The 16,677-nt window shown below is 37.6% G+C and carries 14 protein-coding genes; 10 read left to right on the top strand and 4 right to left on the bottom strand.

Translation table 11 applies throughout. The features are described 5' to 3' along the window. Positions 1 to 119: 119 nt before the first annotated feature. From G7051_RS18405 to G7051_RS02765, 10 genes are all read left to right on the top strand, one after another. A complete protein-coding gene (locus tag G7051_RS18405; protein ID WP_370522996.1) occupies positions 120 to 194 on the top strand; it encodes a fibronectin type II domain-containing protein in 75 nt (24 codons plus the stop codon). Between the two features lie 423 nt (positions 195 to 617). Further along, positions 618 to 1,952, top strand: coding sequence for a sigma-54 dependent transcriptional regulator (locus G7051_RS02805; protein ID WP_166198375.1), 1,335 nt, complete (start codon positions 618 to 620; stop codon positions 1,950 to 1,952). A gap of 279 nt (positions 1,953 to 2,231) precedes the next feature. Continuing rightward, entirely contained in the window at positions 2,232 to 2,309 is a 78-nt protein-coding gene (locus G7051_RS02800) for a potassium-transporting ATPase subunit F (protein WP_110312183.1), read from the top strand. 250 nt (positions 2,310 to 2,559) lie between these two features. Further along, complete coding sequence (kdpA, locus tag G7051_RS02795) at positions 2,560 to 4,251, top strand: potassium-transporting ATPase subunit KdpA (protein ID WP_166198373.1); 1,692 nt, start codon at positions 2,560 to 2,562, stop codon at positions 4,249 to 4,251. A gap of 15 nt (positions 4,252 to 4,266) precedes the next feature. Then, positions 4,267 to 6,297 carry a potassium-transporting ATPase subunit KdpB gene (gene kdpB, locus G7051_RS02790; protein ID WP_166198371.1) on the top strand — a complete coding sequence of 677 codons (2,031 nt, stop codon included), beginning with the start codon at positions 4,267 to 4,269 and terminating at the stop codon, positions 6,295 to 6,297. Positions 6,298 to 6,332: 35 nt separating this feature from the next. Further along, on the top strand, positions 6,333 to 6,893 hold the full coding sequence (locus G7051_RS02785; RefSeq protein WP_166198369.1) for a K(+)-transporting ATPase subunit C: 561 nt from the start codon (positions 6,333 to 6,335) through the stop codon (positions 6,891 to 6,893). A 1-nt stretch (position 6,894) separates the two neighbouring features. Then, positions 6,895 to 7,980 carry a porin gene (locus G7051_RS02780; RefSeq protein WP_166198367.1) on the top strand — a complete coding sequence of 362 codons (1,086 nt, stop codon included), beginning with the start codon at positions 6,895 to 6,897 and terminating at the stop codon, positions 7,978 to 7,980. Between the two features lie 11 nt (positions 7,981 to 7,991). Next, the gene (locus G7051_RS02775; protein ID WP_166110660.1) at positions 7,992 to 9,116 is read left to right on the top strand and encodes a sensor protein KdpD; all 1,125 of its coding nucleotides are present in this window, start codon (positions 7,992 to 7,994) and stop codon (positions 9,114 to 9,116) included. Further along, positions 9,113 to 10,846 carry an ATP-binding protein gene (locus G7051_RS02770; protein ID WP_166198365.1) on the top strand — a complete coding sequence of 578 codons (1,734 nt, stop codon included), beginning with the start codon at positions 9,113 to 9,115 and terminating at the stop codon, positions 10,844 to 10,846. Before G7051_RS02775 ends, G7051_RS02770 begins: the two co-directional genes overlap by 4 nt. Before the next feature lie 76 nt (positions 10,847 to 10,922). Then, positions 10,923 to 11,447: a hypothetical protein gene (locus tag G7051_RS02765; protein WP_166198364.1), complete on the top strand. Its 525-nt coding sequence runs from the start codon at positions 10,923 to 10,925 to the stop codon at positions 11,445 to 11,447. A 95-nt stretch (positions 11,448 to 11,542) separates the two neighbouring features. On the opposite strand, the gene G7051_RS02760 is transcribed toward G7051_RS02765, so the two are convergent. The 4 genes from G7051_RS02760 to G7051_RS02745 all read right to left on the bottom strand — a co-directional run bounded on the left by G7051_RS02760 (position 11,543) and on the right by G7051_RS02745 (position 16,640). Beyond that, on the bottom strand, positions 11,543 to 13,033 hold the full coding sequence (locus G7051_RS02760; RefSeq protein ID WP_304487109.1) for a UxaA family hydrolase: 1,491 nt from the start codon (positions 13,031 to 13,033) through the stop codon (positions 11,543 to 11,545). Next, entirely contained in the window at positions 13,027 to 13,449 is a 423-nt protein-coding gene (locus G7051_RS02755; RefSeq protein WP_166198360.1) for an HIT family protein, read from the bottom strand. The genes G7051_RS02760 and G7051_RS02755 overlap by 7 nt, the downstream gene beginning before the upstream one ends. 98 nt (positions 13,450 to 13,547) lie before the next feature. Next, entirely contained in the window at positions 13,548 to 14,987 is a 1,440-nt protein-coding gene (locus G7051_RS02750; RefSeq protein ID WP_166198358.1) for a tagaturonate reductase, read from the bottom strand. A gap of 60 nt (positions 14,988 to 15,047) precedes the next feature. Further along, a complete protein-coding gene (locus tag G7051_RS02745; protein WP_166198356.1) occupies positions 15,048 to 16,640 on the bottom strand; it encodes an MFS transporter in 1,593 nt (530 codons plus the stop codon). Positions 16,641 to 16,677: the final 37 nt, after the last annotated feature.

Below are 16,677 nucleotides of genomic sequence, written 5' to 3'. Positions count from 1 at the left end.
CTGTTTCTTAGCTGGTTTTGTAAATATTTTATATTACCAATTATCGGAAGTCTTAAGTTCGAAGAACTATTTATTGCTTGTGCAAACAAAACAGCGATAGGTTGTTATGACTTTAGAATATATATCATTGTATATGTCCTTTTACTTATAACAAGAGTCTTTATTATAGCTGTATAAATAAAGTAAATCAGTAGTTGATCTGGTATGTTTGATGTTCAATTTTACTAACGCACCCTATTGGGTTTGTTTTTCATTTTGCCTTGATGCAAAACGAAACAAAAGATCAAGACTGAGCCTTTTTCCCGACCCGCTAAGGTCTCGAAAGCTAAAACAAAAGAAAAACGTTTAACGAATGATATCCTTTTGTTTCTTAGCGCTTTCATTCGCCCTGCGGGTACCCCGTGCAAACGGCAAGGTCGGGAGGCCTGACGGATAAAAGCCATTTTGATTCCTTTTGCGGATTTGGGAAAAAGGAATACAAGCAATCTTCGATTGCGCGTAGTAAAAGACAATTTAATTGAACATATAATCCTAACTACTGATTGACATAAATAATAAATAGTTCTGCAAACCGAAAAAAATGTATTTTTACATCCAAATCAATTACTCTTTATATAGTGAAAAAAATACTATTGATAGATGATGAAGAAAAGCTTCGTAAACTGATGGCTCGAATCATAGAGCTGGAAAAGTTTCAGGTTCTTCAGGCAGAAGATGCTGCGACTGCTCTAAAGAAAATAGAGCAGCAAGATTTCGATGCAATTATTTGTGATGTGAAGTTACCCGATGCCAATGGGGTGGAACTTATTCAGCAGATAAAAAAGATACAACCTTTGACAGAAGTAATTCTACTGACTGCTTATGGCAATATTCCCGATGGGGTACAAGCTATAAAAAACGGGGCATTCGATTATATAACGAAGGGAGATGACAATAACCGTATTATCCCTCTTTTGTATCGTGCTCTAGAGAAAACCGAATTGTCAAAACGGGTCACTCAGCTAGAACAAAAAGTAGAGCAGAAATATTCGTTCGACAATATTATAGGTACATCAAGAATTATACAAGCTGCCATTGATATGAGTCGCAAAGTAGCCGCTACTGATACTACCGTTCTGTTGACAGGTGAAACGGGTACAGGTAAAGAGGTTTTTGCACAAGCCATTCATTATGGAGGGAATCGTAAAAATAAATCATTCGTTGCTATCAATTGCTCGGCTTTCAGCAAAGATTTATTGGAAAGCGAATTATTCGGACATAAAGCAGGTGCATTTACAGGAGCACTAAAAGATAAGAAAGGATTGTTTGAAGAAGCCAATTTCGGAACTATCTTTTTAGATGAAATCGGTGAAATGCCTATGGATTTGCAAGCTAAAATATTGAGAGTTCTCGAAACAAAGGAGTTTATTAAAATAGGAGAAACTAAGCCGACTAAGGTTGATGTCAGGATAATAGCTGCAACGAACAGAGAGCTGGATAAGGAGATTGAAAACGGGCAATTCCGAAGCGATTTGTATTATCGTCTGTCAGTTTTCCAGATAGCACTTCCTTCACTGAGAAATAGGGTTGAGGATATTAAGCTGTTTGCAAATGACTTTGCTCAGGTTTTTGCTGCAAAGATGAATAAGCGGATAAAACTTCTTTCTCCCGAATATATTAAAACACTCGAACAAAATACATGGAAAGGTAATATTCGCGAACTGAGAAATATTATAGAACGTAGTGTCATTCTTGCCGATGAGGATATATTGACTATTGACTGTTTACCTTTCGAATTGCAACAATCGAATATCTCTGATAGTGCAACTTCGTCTTTATCTATGACTAGTATCGAGAAGTCTCATATCCAGAAAGTATTGAATTATACGAAAGGGAATAAAGCCGAAGCTGCCCGATTATTAGAAATAAGTATTGCTACATTATATCGAAAAGTAGAGGAATATAAATTATAGCTACAATAATATAATTCTCGTTTTGAGAAGGAGCCTATCATTTTGATAGGCTTTTTTTATGCCTTCGTTTTTCGTAAAATTCATAACAATCAATTATTCAATAGCTTGATGGTATACCAATTTTGTTGGCACAAGATTGGCATATATACTAACATCGTAGTAAATATAAATCTAATTAAAAAAGAAAGAAAATGCAGGTTGGAGTTTTAGTAGTGTTGGCAATAGTATGTTTTGCCCTCTTTTACAGATCAATTGAATGGTTCAATAAAATTTAAAGTTATGTTATACTTATTCGTTATCGCAATTGTAGTTTTAGGTTATATGGTGTATGTATTATTACATCCTGAGAAATTTTAAGAAATAAAAATAGTTGGTGATATGAAAACTGAAAAATCAAAGCGTCTTATCTCTCACTTACGCTGCTTAGTTGAAAGGAGGCAAAGAATTAAGTCAACGCACTTACTAATATTCTTCTTTTCTATCGCTCTTCTTTTTGGAATATTACTCAGACTAATAATTCCGAACAGCTAAAATAGGAGATTTTCAATATTTAGTCATAGAAAATACTCAAGCAATAAATAGTTCTGCGAACTTAATTTAATAAAAAATGAACACTGAAATACTTGGTATAATAACAACATTCTTAATCGCAGTGGCTTTGGCTATTCCGCTCGGGAAATATATTTCAAAAGTCTATGAAGGAAGTAAAACGTGGCTTGACCCAATTTTCGACCCGATAGACCGAATACTTTTCAAGATAGGGGGAATAAACCCTCTGAAAGAAATGACTTGGAAAGAACACTTATCAGCATTGTTGACAATTAATTTAGTTTGGTTTCTGATTAGCATGGGTTTATTAATGACTCAACAATGGTTACCGCTAAATCCTGATGCGAATCCGAATATGTCGGCAGATTTGGCTTTTAATACATCCATTTCGTTTTTGGTAAACTGTAATCTACAGCACTACTCGGGTGAAACAGGTGTCACCTATTTGAGCCAGATATGGCTTATGTTTTTGCAGTTTGTAAGTGCAGGAACGGGAATGGCTGCGGCGGTTGTATTATTTAAGGCATTTAGAGAAAAAAGTACCGATCAGTTAGGTAATTTCTATAATTTCTTGGTGAAATCGTGTGTTAGAATACTGTTGCCTGTATCTCTTGTATTGGCATTGATATTAGTCTTTAACGGTACTCTGATGACTTTCGAGGGAAAGGATACCATGACGACATTGCAGGATGGAAGCACTATTGAGGTTTCACGAGGACCCGCTGCCGCTTTTATTGCCATTAAGCATGTCGGAACCAATGGAGGGGGATTTTTTGCAACAAATTCGGCACATCCGTTTGAGAATCCCAATTATCTGACTTTTATGATGCAGATGATCGGACAGCTTATAATTCCATTATCTATGATCTTTGCATTTGGATATTTTATCAAGCGTAAAAAACTATCGTGGATGATCTTCGGAGTTATGACTGTCGGCTTTCTACTGTTAGTTACGCCTAATATCCTTTTAGAGCAGAATGGAAATCCTGCTATAACATCCATGGGCATAGATAATTCGTTGGGAGCAATGGAAGGTAAGGAGGTTCGCTTCGGTGCAGCTTCATCAGGATTTTGGAGTATTGTAACTACGGTTATATCCACAGGATCGGTCAACGCAATGCACGATAGTACGATGCCTTTATCAGGGATGAATCAATTACTGGCAATGATGATAAATGCCTTTTATGGAGGGTGCGGAGTCGGTTTGTTAAACTTCTTCATATTCATAATTCTCGCCGTATTTATCAGTGGACTGATGGTGGGACGTACTCCCGAATTTCTGGGAAAAAAGATTGAGGCTCGGGAAATGAAGATTGCTATGATTATAGCTTTACTGCATCCTTTTCTCATTCTCACGGCAACAGCTTTAGCAACGGCATTTCCACAGTTTACAGCTTCAACATTAAATAATCCCGGCTTTCATGGATTCAGCGAGATACTTTACGAATATACATCCTCGGCAGCCAATAATGGCAGTGGATTCGAAGGTTTGGGCGATAATACACCTTGGTGGAATATCAGTACAGGTATAGTATTGTTACTGTCTCGTTTCCTTCCGATTATAGGACCTGTAGCCATTGCAGGATTATTGGCAAGCAAGAAATACATACCCGAAGGTGCAGGAACGCTAAAGACCGATACTTCGACTTTTGGACTTATGGTATTTGCTGTAATAGCCATCATTGCGGCGTTGGCTTTCTTCCCTGCTTTGACTTTGGGGCCTATTGCCGAACATTTTTCATTGTACTAATTATATACATACGAAATGAAATCAAATAATCCATCACTGTTTCAAAAGGCTTTATTGAAAGAAGCATTGAAACATTCATTTATAAAACTCAATCCTAAAGATCTTTTCCGCAATCCGGTTATGTTTACCGTTTGGATCGGAACAGTTATTATGTTGTTTGTTTGCCTCAGTACCTTGTTTGGCAATACTTCGCAAGGAAGCTTGACATATAATATAGTCGTCTTTACAGTTCTTTTGCTGACTCTTTTGTTTGCCAATTTTGCTGAGGCTATTGCCGAAGCAAGAGGGAAAGCTCAGGCTGACAATCTCCGTAAAACAAGAGAAGAAACTCCTGCTAAATTATTAGATGATCGAGGAGAGTGGACCATAGTACAATCTTCATCCCTAAACAAAGGGCAAGTATTCTTTTGCGAAGCAGGAGATATAATACCTGCCGATGGCGAAATAATAGAAGGTTTAGCAACTATTGATGAAAGTGCCATTACGGGCGAGTCCGCGCCTGTTATCCGAGAATCGGGAGGCGATAAAAGCAGCGTTACGGGAGGTACAAAAGTCCTGTCCGATAAAATAAAAGTAATGGTGACTACTCAACCCGGAGAAAGCTTTCTTGATAAAATGATTGCTTTGGTAGAAGGTGCAAGCCGACAAAAAACACCGAATGAAATAGCCTTGACTATATTATTGGCAGGCTTTACACTGGTATTTATTATCGTGTGTGTAACATTAAAACCATTTGCCGATTATGCCAATACACCTATTACCATAGCAGCATTTATTTCGTTATTTGTCTGCTTGATTCCTACAACTATTGGAGGTTTACTTTCCGCTATCGGTATTGCCGGAATGGACAGAGCCTTGAGAGCGAATGTGATTACCAAAAGTGGAAAAGCGGTAGAAACAGCAGGAGATATAGATGTTCTTCTATTAGATAAAACAGGAACTATTACCATAGGGAATCGCAAAGCGACTTCTTTTTATCCAGCTAAAGGAACAGACGAAGAACAGTTTGTAAAAACGGCAGTCTTAAGTTCTATGGCTGACGAAACTCCCGAAGGACGATCTATTATCGAATTGGCAAATGTTCGCCCCTCCGATTATGATATATCTTCTCCCCAATTCAAGTTTATCACATTCACGGCTGAAACTCGTTGCTCGGGTGTTGATGCAGGCGATATCCGTATTCGAAAAGGAGCGGCTGATTCTATACGGACTTTAGTTGAAAGAGCAGGAAATGAATATCCCAATGATGTAGATGAACGAGTAAAGCAGATATCAAGCAACGGAGGAACACCTTTGGTTGTTTCTGTCAATGAAAAAGTAGTTGGAGTAATCGAACTGCAAGATATTATTAAACCGGGAATACAGGAGCGTTTCGAACGTCTTCGGAAAATGGGAATAAAAACCGTAATGGTTACGGGAGACAATCCATTAACAGCAAAATATATTGCTGAAAAAGCAGGTGTAGACGATTTTATTGCCGAAGCAAAGCCTGAAGATAAGATGAATTACATCAAGAAAGAGCAAGCCGATGGTCGCTTGGTTGCCATGATGGGTGACGGTACGAATGATGCTCCAGCCTTGGCTCAGGCAGATGTTGGTGTTGCCATGAACAGTGGAACGGAAGCTGCCAAAGAAGCCGGAAATATGGTCGATTTGGATAATGATCCTACCAAGTTGATCGAAGTAGTTGAAATTGGAAAGCAACTATTGATGACCAGAGGTACACTTACCACTTTCAGTATTGCAAATGATGTAGCTAAATATTTTGCTATCATTCCTGCACTGTTCATAGCAGCTATTCCTGCATTGCAAGGTTTGAATGTAATGAAGTTGCATAGCCCGGAGAGTGCTATTCTGTCAGCCGTAATTTTTAATGCGATCATTATACCTATACTTATTCCTTTAGCATTAAAAGGAGTGACTTATAAACCAATCGGTGCATCAGCATTATTACGACGAAACCTATTTATATACGGTTTAGGTGGTATAATAGTACCATTTATTGGAATAAAGCTTATTGATATTTTGGTGTCGTTATTTTTCTAAGGTTACAAATCTGGTTTTTTTAATATAAAAATAAAATGAAAAAAGATATTTTACCGGCTATACGATTAACGATAGCTACTGTTATACTTTTCGCGGTTGTTTATCCTGTTTGCGTATGGGGTATAGCTCAACTAGCTCCCAATAATGGAAAAGGAGAAACTACAGAATATTCAGGCAATACATATTACAGTAATATTGGGCAGTCATTTACAAGTGATAAGTATTTTCAGTCACGCCCATCTGCTGTCAATTACAATGCGGCAGGATCAGGAGGAAGTAACAAAGGACCTTCGAACAGTGAATATTTGGAAACAGTAAAAGCCCGTATCGATACCTTTCTGGTGCATAATTCCGATATTACAAAGAACGAAATCCCGGTTGATCTAATAACAGCAAGTGCCAGTGGACTCGATCCGAATATTTCGGTGCAAGCTGCCCATATTCAAGTGAAGCGGATTGCTAAAGTACGTGGATTATCAGAGTCGGATGTGCGGAAATTAGTTGATGAACAAACCGAAAAACCATTATTAGGATTATTCGGAACAGAAAAGGTGAATGTTTTAAAACTTAATATCGCTCTTGATACGCTGAAATAAGATGAAAACAGTAAGTTTTATAGTTGCATTGTTGAGTCTGTTCACAATCAATGCGTTTTCGCAAGATGATGTTAAAGTAGCTTCTCCACTTACTATCAGTGGATATGGAGATATTTATTATAGCTACGACTTCAATAAACCCTACAATCATCAGAGGCAACCATTTATGTATGCTTATAACAGGCACAACGAAGTGAATCTCAATATCGGAATGATCAAAGCATCTTACAATACACAAAATGTCAGAACTAATCTGGGGTTAATGGTGGGTACATATAGTAATGATAACATGGCAGCCGAACCCGGAGTTTTGAAGAATATCTATGAGGCAAATATCGGAGTTAAATTATCGAAGACTAAAAATATCTGGATAGATGCAGGAGTTTTCGCATCGCATATTGGATTCGAAAGCGCTATCGGAATGGATTGCTGGACACTAACAAGAAGCATTATGGCTGAAAATTCGCCTTACTTCGAAACTGGGGCAAAAGTAACCTATACCACCGATGATAACCGATGGATGCTAAGTGGCTTAATTCTGAATGGATGGCAACGTATTCAGCGTGTAGACGGAAATAATACGCCTGCTTTCGGGCATCAGCTTGTTTTCAAGCCAAATGATAGAGTTACTTTAAATAGCAGTTCATTTATCGGAAATGATAAACCCGATAATGAGAGAAAAATGCGATATTTTCACGATCTTTTCGGGCAATTTCAACTGATAGATAAATTGGATCTCACCGCCGGATTTGATATTGGTTGGGAACAGAAAGAGAAAGGCAGTAGCAGTTATAACAGATGGTATACTTTTGCTTTGTTAGGAAGATATTCGTTATCCGATAAAATAAATGTAGCTGCCCGAGCTGAATATTATCAGGATGAAGAAGGTGTAATCATTTCAACAGAAGCTCCTGAGGGGTTTGAAACATGGGGATATTCTCTTAATTTTGATTATCTCATTTCAGATGCTGCTGTTTGGAGACTTGAAGGACGTCTTTTCGCCAGTCAAAATGAAGTGTTTCAAAAAGAAGATGGATTTACTGATACTGATGTATTTGTAACGACAGCATTAGCAGTGAGATTCTAAATTATATTTTGATGGAAGAAAGAGAAAACAATGTGCAACATTTCTTGAATCTGATAAAAAAATCGAGGCAAGGAAAATTTAAAGTCTACATCGGTATGATAGCCGGTGTAGGCAAAACTTATCGTATGCTTCAGGAAGCACACATTCTTCAGGAAAATGGTATTGATATTAAAATTGGCTATATCGAAACGCATGGCAGAAAAGAAACCGCTGCTCAACTCGAAGGATTGCCGATAATTCCACGCCGAAAAATTTTCTATAAAGGAAAGGAACTCGAAGAATTAGATGTACAGACCATACTGAATCTTCACCCCGAAATTGTGATTATCGACGAATTGGCACACACCAATATCGAGGGCAGTAAAAATGAAAAACGCTGGCAGGATGTATTAGAAATTTTAGAAGCAGGAATCAATGTAATCAGTGCCGTAAATGTTCAACATATCGAAAGCCTCAATGAAGAAGTAAAGAGAATCACGGGTATTGAGGTTGCCGAACGTATTCCCGACCGAATAATCACAATGGCGGATGAGGTTGTAAATATCGACCTTACTGCCGAGGATTTGATCTCCCGTTTAAAGGATGGAAAAATATATCCCACAGATAAAATACGGTCGGCTTTAGATAATTTTTTCAAAAGTGAACACATCCTTCGATTGAGAGAACTGGCTCTCAAAGAAGTTGCCAGTCATGTGGTACGCAAAGCCGATAGTGAAGCACCTAATGCTACGCCTAGCAAGCATATGACATTTATGGCATGTATTGGCAGTAACGGGAAGAAAGCAAATAATATAATCCGGAAAACAGCACGTCAGGCAGGCTATTACAATGGCGAGTGGTATGTGTTGTATGTTCAGCGACCGCAGGAGAGCCTCGATAAAATAGCGTTAGATAGTCAACGAAAGTTGATTAATAGTTTTAAATTAGCTGTCGAATTGGGCGGGCAGGTTATACAGGTAAAGCATAAGAGTATACCTAAAGCAATTGTTGAACAGGCTATAAAGATGAATGTATCGACTGTATGTATCGGAATGCCTCATTTGCATTGGTTTCGGATGGTATTACAAACTCGACCGATGAATGAATTACTGAAAACGCTAAAGGCAGAGGGAATTGATTTAATTATCTTATCATGAAAATAAAAAAGAAATTGACATTCGGAGTCGGACTCCTTTTTTGCCTTATTATCCTTTTGGCAGGGGTTAGTATGTGGTATATTAACGAGTTGAAAAGAGACACGAATAATATATTGACAGCCAATTACAATACGATGGAATACTCTCGTAATATGCTGTTGGCTTTGGATGAGATGAAAGACAATCCGAAAGCGGTTTCGAAGTTCGGTAGTAATTTGGAAAAGCAATTACACAACATGACCGAAAGGAATGAAGATAATGTGACTTTAGATATTGCCGAGAATTTTGAGAAGCTTAAAGTCGATATGACTAATGATACAATACAGGGATATATCCGCACAGATATTGCCAAGTTGATGGAGCTGAATATGGGAGCTATCGAGCAGAAAAGCGAAATCGCCAATAATACAGCTGAGGCAGCTATCGTTTGGATTGTTGTAACAGGCGCTTTATGCTTTCTTATTGCTTTCGGATTATTAATAAAGTTACCCAACAATATAGCGAAACCGATACGTGAACTAACCGAAAGCATCAGGCAGATTGCCAATCAGAACTATAGCCAGCGAGTACACTTCGAAGGTCATAACGAATACGGAGATTTAGCTAAATCGTTTAACACGATGGCTGAAAAACTCGAAGAGTATTCGAGCAGTCGATTAGAGAAAATACTGAAAGAAAAAAAGCGAGTCGAAACCCTGATAAATAATATGCACGATCCTGTCATCGGGCTTGACGAAAACAAGGTTATCTTATTTGTAAACGATGAGGCTCTAAAAATTACAGGCTTAACCAGAGCCGAGATTATCAATAAATCGGTAGTGGATATTGCTGTCAGTAACGATTTGATACGTACGCTTATTGTAGACATTATAAAACCATCGAAAGAAACGGATAAAAAAACACCTCTGAAAATTTATACGGATAACAAAGAATCATATTTCGAAAAAGAGATAATTAATATAGAAGTTACGCCAACAGGGGAGGAGAGAAGCGAATTGATTGGCTACGTAATACTGCTGAAAAATATCACACCTTTCAAAGAATTGGATTCGGCTAAAACCAATTTTATAGCTACCATCTCTCATGAGTTGAAAACTCCTATCTCGTCTATAAAAATGAGTACACAATTATTGGAACACCTCGAAACAGGCAAGCTGAATGACGAGCAAAAGCAATTGGTCGAAAGTATAAAAGATGATAGTTCACGACTCCTTAAGATAACAGGCGAATTGCTGAATATGTCTCAGGTCGAAACGGGAAATATTCAATTGAATATACAAGCTACCGATCCACGGATAATCTTACAATATGCGATTGATACAACTAAAATTCAAGCAGATCAAAAACATGTTATTCTTCAATCGGATATTGAAGAGGATATTCCTTTTGTCCATGCCGATGCAGAGAAAACAGCATGGGTTATGACTAATTTTCTGACGAATGCAATTCGATATTCAATAGAAAAGAGTGAAGTAATTATTTCGCTGAGAAAGCATCCCAACGGAGTTCTCTTTTCGGTAAAAGATACAGGAAAAGGTATTGATGGTCGGTACAAGAAGAAGATATTCGAAAGGTATTTTCAAGTTCCGGGCAGTTCTAAATCGGGAACAGGATTAGGGCTGGCAATCAGTAAAGAATTTATCGAAACACAAGGTGGTACTATTGATGTGGAAACGGCTCAGGGTATGGGTAGTACATTTTTCTTTGTTTTGCCAAGTGTAACAAAATAAAAACGATTACAATGAGTATGTGTGGAAAAAGGAATATATTATTCTCTAATGGATATAACGTCTAAATTAGATAATAATGAAACATCTGTACATATTTTTTTGCTTTCTACTATTAGGTTGTAGTAATAATATTACTATTAGTAGTCAAACATCGAATAATAATATTGATACTTCATCTGATTTTTATTTCAGAATATACGATGGAGCGAGTGATAGATATAACTCGAAAACAGGATCATTTACAAGGACTTATTTATCTGGATCTAAAACTTCTAGTATTATTTTAAGTGATGATGAGAAAGAATCTGTTTATAAATTATATAAGGCTATTAATTTTAAGAGTTTCCCACCGAAATTTGAGATTGATTCGAATAGTGATGGTATAATCACAAGCATAATGCCAAGTTTTGAGACTTCTCTTCAAATGTGTGAAGAGAATATTTGTAAGAAGGTCGTTTTAGACTTTACCGATCTAAATAACCCTATAAATGATAAAGATAAAGCTTTAGAATATAAGAAACTATATGATAAGATTTGGCAGATAATAAAAAGTAAGGAAGAATATCAGAATATTCAGGAATCAGATTTATTCTATTTATAATTACTTAAATTAAGAAATATATTAAAAAAGCATCTGCGAATTTTCGCAGATGCTTTTTCTTTTAATCCAATATAAATAAGAGAGAGTCCAGAGGTTTATAGAGTGACCCCTGTTTTAAATATTGCAATTTCTTTAAATCCTGTTTCTTCATGTTTAAGGTGTTTACCATCACATGTTTTGATAATGAAATCGATAAACTCTTTAAGTACAGTTTCCATGCTTTTACCTTCGAGCAAAGTGCCTGCATTAAAGTCTATCCAGTTTGTTTTGAAATTGTACAACTTCGAGTTAGTAGAAATTTTCATAGTCGGAACAAAAGAACCGAATGGAGTTCCTCTACCTGTTGTAAATAAAACAATTTGGCAACCCGACATAGCTAATGCTGATGCAGCAACCAGATCATTACCCGGAGCATTTAATAAGTTCAAACCATGTTTAGTTACAGGTTGAGCATAGTCTAAAACATCTACAACCTCCGAATTTCCTCCCTTTTGAGTGCAACCTAACGATTTATCTTCAAGAGTAGTTATACCGCCTGCTTTGTTTCCCGGAGATGGGTTCTCGTATATTTCCTGATCGAATTTACGGAAATAGTTCTTGAAATTATTTACTAGTAAAACAGTATCGTTAAATACCTTTTCGTTTTCGGCTCTGTTCATTAATATCGTTTCAGCACCAAACATTTCGGGAACTTCGGTCAAAATACTAGTACCTCCCTGAGCTATCAACCAGTCGGATAATTGTCCTACCAGAGGATTGGCTGTGATACCCGAAAAACCGTCACTACCGCCACATTTCAAACCCACTTTTAGTTTCGATAATGGAAGCTGTTCACGTTTATCTTTTCTCATTCTTTCCACCAATTCGCTCATCATTTCGAAGCCGGTCGCTATTTCGTCCTGCACTTGTTGAGAAATAAGGAATCGTACACGTTCGTGATCCCATTCTCCCATAGCTACTTTGAAATCTGCTTGTTGATTGTTTTCACACCCCAAGCTTAGTACTAATACACCACCCGCATTGGGATGTTTAGCCAAAGCAACCAACGCTTTTTGCGTGTTGGTATGGTCGTCTCCTAGTTGAGAACAACCGTAATTATGAGTATATACACGGATATCATCAATGTGTGAAACATCCAGTTCTTTCTTTACACGCTCTATAATTGCCTGAGCCTGTCCGTTTACACAACCTACCGTGGGTACTATCCACAATTCGTTACGAATACCCATTTCACCATTATAGCGTAAATAACCGTTTATTGTCAGGTCACTTTTGGGGATATTTAACTTAGGATGTACAGGTGCATACGAATATTGGAGATTATCATGTAGATTGGTTTTCACATTGTGAGTGTGCACATGCTCTCCTGCCTTAATGTCTGCAATTGCATGCCCGATTGGGTAGCCGTATTTTACAACATTCTCATTCGTATTTATATCCGTGATGGCAAATTTATGCCCTGTTTCTATCGGATTTTTGATCGTGATATTAACCCCATCAACAGATAGAATATCACCCTCATTGAGGTTTTCTATCGCAACGCAAACGTTGTCGTTTGGATTTATTTTTAAATATTTATTCATGATTTTAATCTGGCTTTTATTAAGTTGATCATTTCAGTATATTCTAAATCAGACAAATATACCTTCTGTGGATTCATTGCAAATATCGAACCATAATCTATTCCATCTATATATTTAGGAACGAGGTGTATATGTAGGTGAGGCAATTTGTCAGAATATGCCCCATAATTTATTTTCGCAGGATTAAATAGCTCTTTTAAAGTTTGGGCAACAAGATTGACGTCTTCCATATACGAAAGCAGTTCTTGTCCCTCCAGTTCATATAGTTCTGTAGCATGATTCTTATACGCTACAATACATCGTCCCTTATGTGTTTGTTCTTTGAACAGAAATACTGTTGAAACACTAAGTTCGCATATCTCGATCATCAGATCTTTTTGAGTCTGATTTTTAGTACAGTATAAGCAATCGTTGTTCATGTTTAAATCAGTTTTTTCAGTTGATAAAACATAGAAGGATAACACTTGATTCGATTACCCTTCTATATTTCAAGTATATATAATTCAATCAATAATTATTATGCAATAATTTCTCTTAATGCTTTAAGCATTCCTTTATTAAGAATCAGTTTCACGTCTTCGGCTACTTCTTCACCAAATTCAGGTATCTCTGTGAAATCTTCTTTCCACATTGTTTTGTTGGCTAAGATACCTGCTACCCATCCGTTAATATCGTACTCTTTATAAGTCGATTTGATGAATTCGATAAACTCAGCTGTATCGTTAGGAGTGAAACTTACTTCTGATTTTCCACTATAAAGAAGTAAGAGGGCTGCAAACGAGAAAGTAGTTAATCTAGGCGATTTTCCTAATTTCTTGTAGTTGTCATATACCGTAGGATAATCACGAGTCTCCCATTTAGAAATGGAGTTCAACGAAATATCTTTCAGATAATGTTTCAGATAAGGATTATAGAAACGCTCCAAGATTTTAGCAGCAAAAGCTTTCAATTCTTCAGGATCTTCATTAATGGCAGGAAGTACTTCGTTAGTTACCATCTGATTGATGTATTTTTCAACCTCAGGTGTATTGAAAGCATCCATAACCGTTTGGCATCCCAATTGCAAAGCAACGGGAACCATAGCGGTATGTGAACCGTTCAGAATACGAACTTTTTTAGCACGGAAATCTTTTATATCCTCCATGAAAAGTACATTTAATCCGGCTTTGTCTAATGGAAGCTTTTCTTTGATAACAGAATCACCACCGATGGCCCATACATGGAAATATTCGCCTTTTACAACCAGATTGTCATCGAAACCTAGTTCCGCTTTTATCTCGTCGATATTTTCTTTAGGGAATCCGGGAACAATACGGTCTACCAATGTATCATAGAAGTGACAGGCTGTATTTATCCAATTGATGAAACCTTCTGCCAGCTTGTTATGTTGTGCGTGTTTCAATACATATTCACGAAGTGTCGATCCGTTATCTTCGATCAATTCGCAACAAATTATAAGTAGACCTTTATTGACATCACCGTTAAATTTCTTGTAACGTTTATGCAATAAAGCAGTCATCTTAGCAGGGAACGATTTAGGAGGTGTTGCATTCAGATCATCACCTTCTTCGTAACGAATACCTGCTTCGGTAGTATTCGAAATAATCATTTCCAATGCCTCACTCAAGAATAGTTTTTCATATTCCGCATATTGAGAATAAGGATTTAATACTTCATTGATGCTCTTCACCAAAGTAACTTCTTTGGCAGGTTTCTTGTCTTTGATTCCCTCTAGGTATACGTGATACATCGAATCTTGCTCATTGAAAATATTAGCAACAAATTCTCCACCGGCAATCGGTTGTACGGCAACAATACCATGATTCATTACTCCTGCTTCGTTGGCTTTGTGGATCATCCAATCCACGAAAGCTCTAAGGAAGTTACCTTCGCCGAATTGAAGTATTTTTACAGGAAGTTCTTTTTTATCTACGGTTGTTTTATTTAACTTTTTCATGTGTAGTAATTTTATCAGAGTTATGAGTTACAAGTCTTGTTGCCCGTAACTATTTTTATTTTACAAATCAGTAATTGGTTTATATTTAGGAACAAGTATTTTCATTACAGTCCATCCGATCAGGTATGATACGGCACATATCGAAAATATAATCATGTATCCGGAACTTATTCCGTTGACTACAGTATCTCCCGATTGAGCTAACATTTTGAGGAATTCTTCGATACCGCTCACATTGTTTTGTTTGAGGAGTTCGGCTGTAGCCTCTGCTGATTTAAATTCGGGGAACTTTTCGAGTAAAGGTTGTCCGTTTATGGTACTCCAATGTTTTTGAGTATAATCGAATAATGTGCCTGATCCTTTATTGATCAGAAAGGAACCTACTCCTCCTGCCATACCACCGATACCGGTTATAGTTGCGATGGCTTTCTTGGGGAACATGTCGCCGATGGTTGAGAAAATATTGGCCGACCATGCTTGGTGAGCTGCCCCCGCAATACCAATGATAATAACAGGTACCCAATAAGATATATATCCCAACGGTTGAGCCAGTAGAGCCAATAGGGGGAAGAAAGCAAAGATCAACATGGCTTTCATCCTTCCTGCATATGGATTCATTCCTTTTTTATCTACAAAGTAGCTGGGTAGCCATCCTCCAATAATAGATAGAAGTGTGATCGCATAGAGTACAAAAATAGCTAATTGTCCTACTGTATCCGATGATTTGATTCCGTATACCGAGCTTAGGTAAGCGGGTGCCCAGAATAGAAAGAACCACCAAACTCCGTCTGTCATAAACTTTCCGAAAGCAAATGCCCAAGTTTGTTTATATCTGAAAGCTTCTTTGAAAGTTATCTTTTTGTTTTCCTGTGCCTGTTCTACTTTTTCTTCTATCGGGTCTGTTGATTCCTGATCTTGTTGAATATAAGCTAACTCGGAAGTATTTACTTTCTTGCTTTTTTCGGGTTTGTCATATATGAATACCCAGAATCCCATCCAGATAAAACCGAGTGCTCCTATAATAATGAATGACATTTCCCATCCCCAGAATTTGGCAATAACAGGAATGGTAACGGGTGCTGCGAGTGCTCCTACGGTTGCACCTGCATTGAATATACTGGTTGCATAAGCCCTGTCTTTCTTGGGGAAGTATTCTGCTGTAGCCTTGATAGCTGCAGGAAAGTTTCCTGCCTCACCGATGGCCAGTACCAATCGTGCTATAATAAAGAGTACGACACTTACATTGGCTACGCGTCCTATATTTTGTACGGCAGCAATTGCTTCACGTGCACCTTCGAAGCCCACGAACCATTCTCCGGCTGTTATACCTGATGTGGCTATTCCGCAGAAGGCATGTATTACAGCTCCGAACGACCAGACCCCGATTGCCCAGAGGAATCCTTTCTTGGTATCCATCCAATCTACAAATTTACCGGCAAATAGCATGCTTATTGCATAGAATATAGAGAATAGTGCGGTTATTGTTCCATAGTCGTCATTTGTCCAATGAAACTCGGGCGATATAAAGTCTTTCCAGGTCAGGGAGAGTACCTGCCTGTCCAGATAATTGATTGTGGTGGCAAAAAATAACATGGCACAGATGGTCCACCTGTAGTTGGTCATTTTTTGTGTGGATTGATTGAGTGTATTCATGCGTATGGTATTTAAGGTCATAGACCTTTGTTATTTT

This window comes from Dysgonomonas sp. HDW5B (assembly GCF_011299335.1).
In the GTDB taxonomy this organism is placed as follows: domain Bacteria; phylum Bacteroidota; class Bacteroidia; order Bacteroidales; family Dysgonomonadaceae; genus Dysgonomonas_A.
The sequence above is the reverse complement of the archived record's forward strand: the minus strand, read 5'-3'. Positions and strand labels throughout refer to the sequence as shown.

Bases quoted from the DNA above. Each gene is read 5' to 3' on its own strand.
- G7051_RS02800 (WP_110312183.1), top strand. From the start codon at position 2,232: ATGTTATACTTATTCGTTATCGCAATTGTAGTTTTAGGTTATATGGTG.
- G7051_RS02785 (WP_166198369.1), top strand. From the start codon at position 6,333: ATGAAAAAAGATATTTTACCGGCTATACGATTAACGATAGCTACTGTT.
- G7051_RS02775 (WP_166110660.1), top strand. From the start codon at position 7,992: ATGGAAGAAAGAGAAAACAATGTGCAACATTTCTTGAATCTGATAAAA.
- G7051_RS02750 (WP_166198358.1), bottom strand. From the start codon at position 14,987: ATGAAAAAGTTAAATAAAACAACCGTAGATAAAAAAGAACTTCCTGTA.
- kdpA (WP_166198373.1), top strand. From the start codon at position 2,560: ATGAACACTGAAATACTTGGTATAATAACAACATTCTTAATCGCAGTG.
- kdpB (WP_166198371.1), top strand. From the start codon at position 4,267: ATGAAATCAAATAATCCATCACTGTTTCAAAAGGCTTTATTGAAAGAA.
- G7051_RS02755 (WP_166198360.1), bottom strand. From the start codon at position 13,449: ATGAACAACGATTGCTTATACTGTACTAAAAATCAGACTCAAAAAGAT.
- G7051_RS02765 (WP_166198364.1), top strand. From the start codon at position 10,923: ATGAAACATCTGTACATATTTTTTTGCTTTCTACTATTAGGTTGTAGT.
- G7051_RS02745 (WP_166198356.1), bottom strand. From the start codon at position 16,640: ATGAATACACTCAATCAATCCACACAAAAAATGACCAACTACAGGTGG.
- G7051_RS02770 (WP_166198365.1), top strand. From the start codon at position 9,113: ATGAAAATAAAAAAGAAATTGACATTCGGAGTCGGACTCCTTTTTTGC.
- G7051_RS02780 (WP_166198367.1), top strand. From the start codon at position 6,895: ATGAAAACAGTAAGTTTTATAGTTGCATTGTTGAGTCTGTTCACAATC.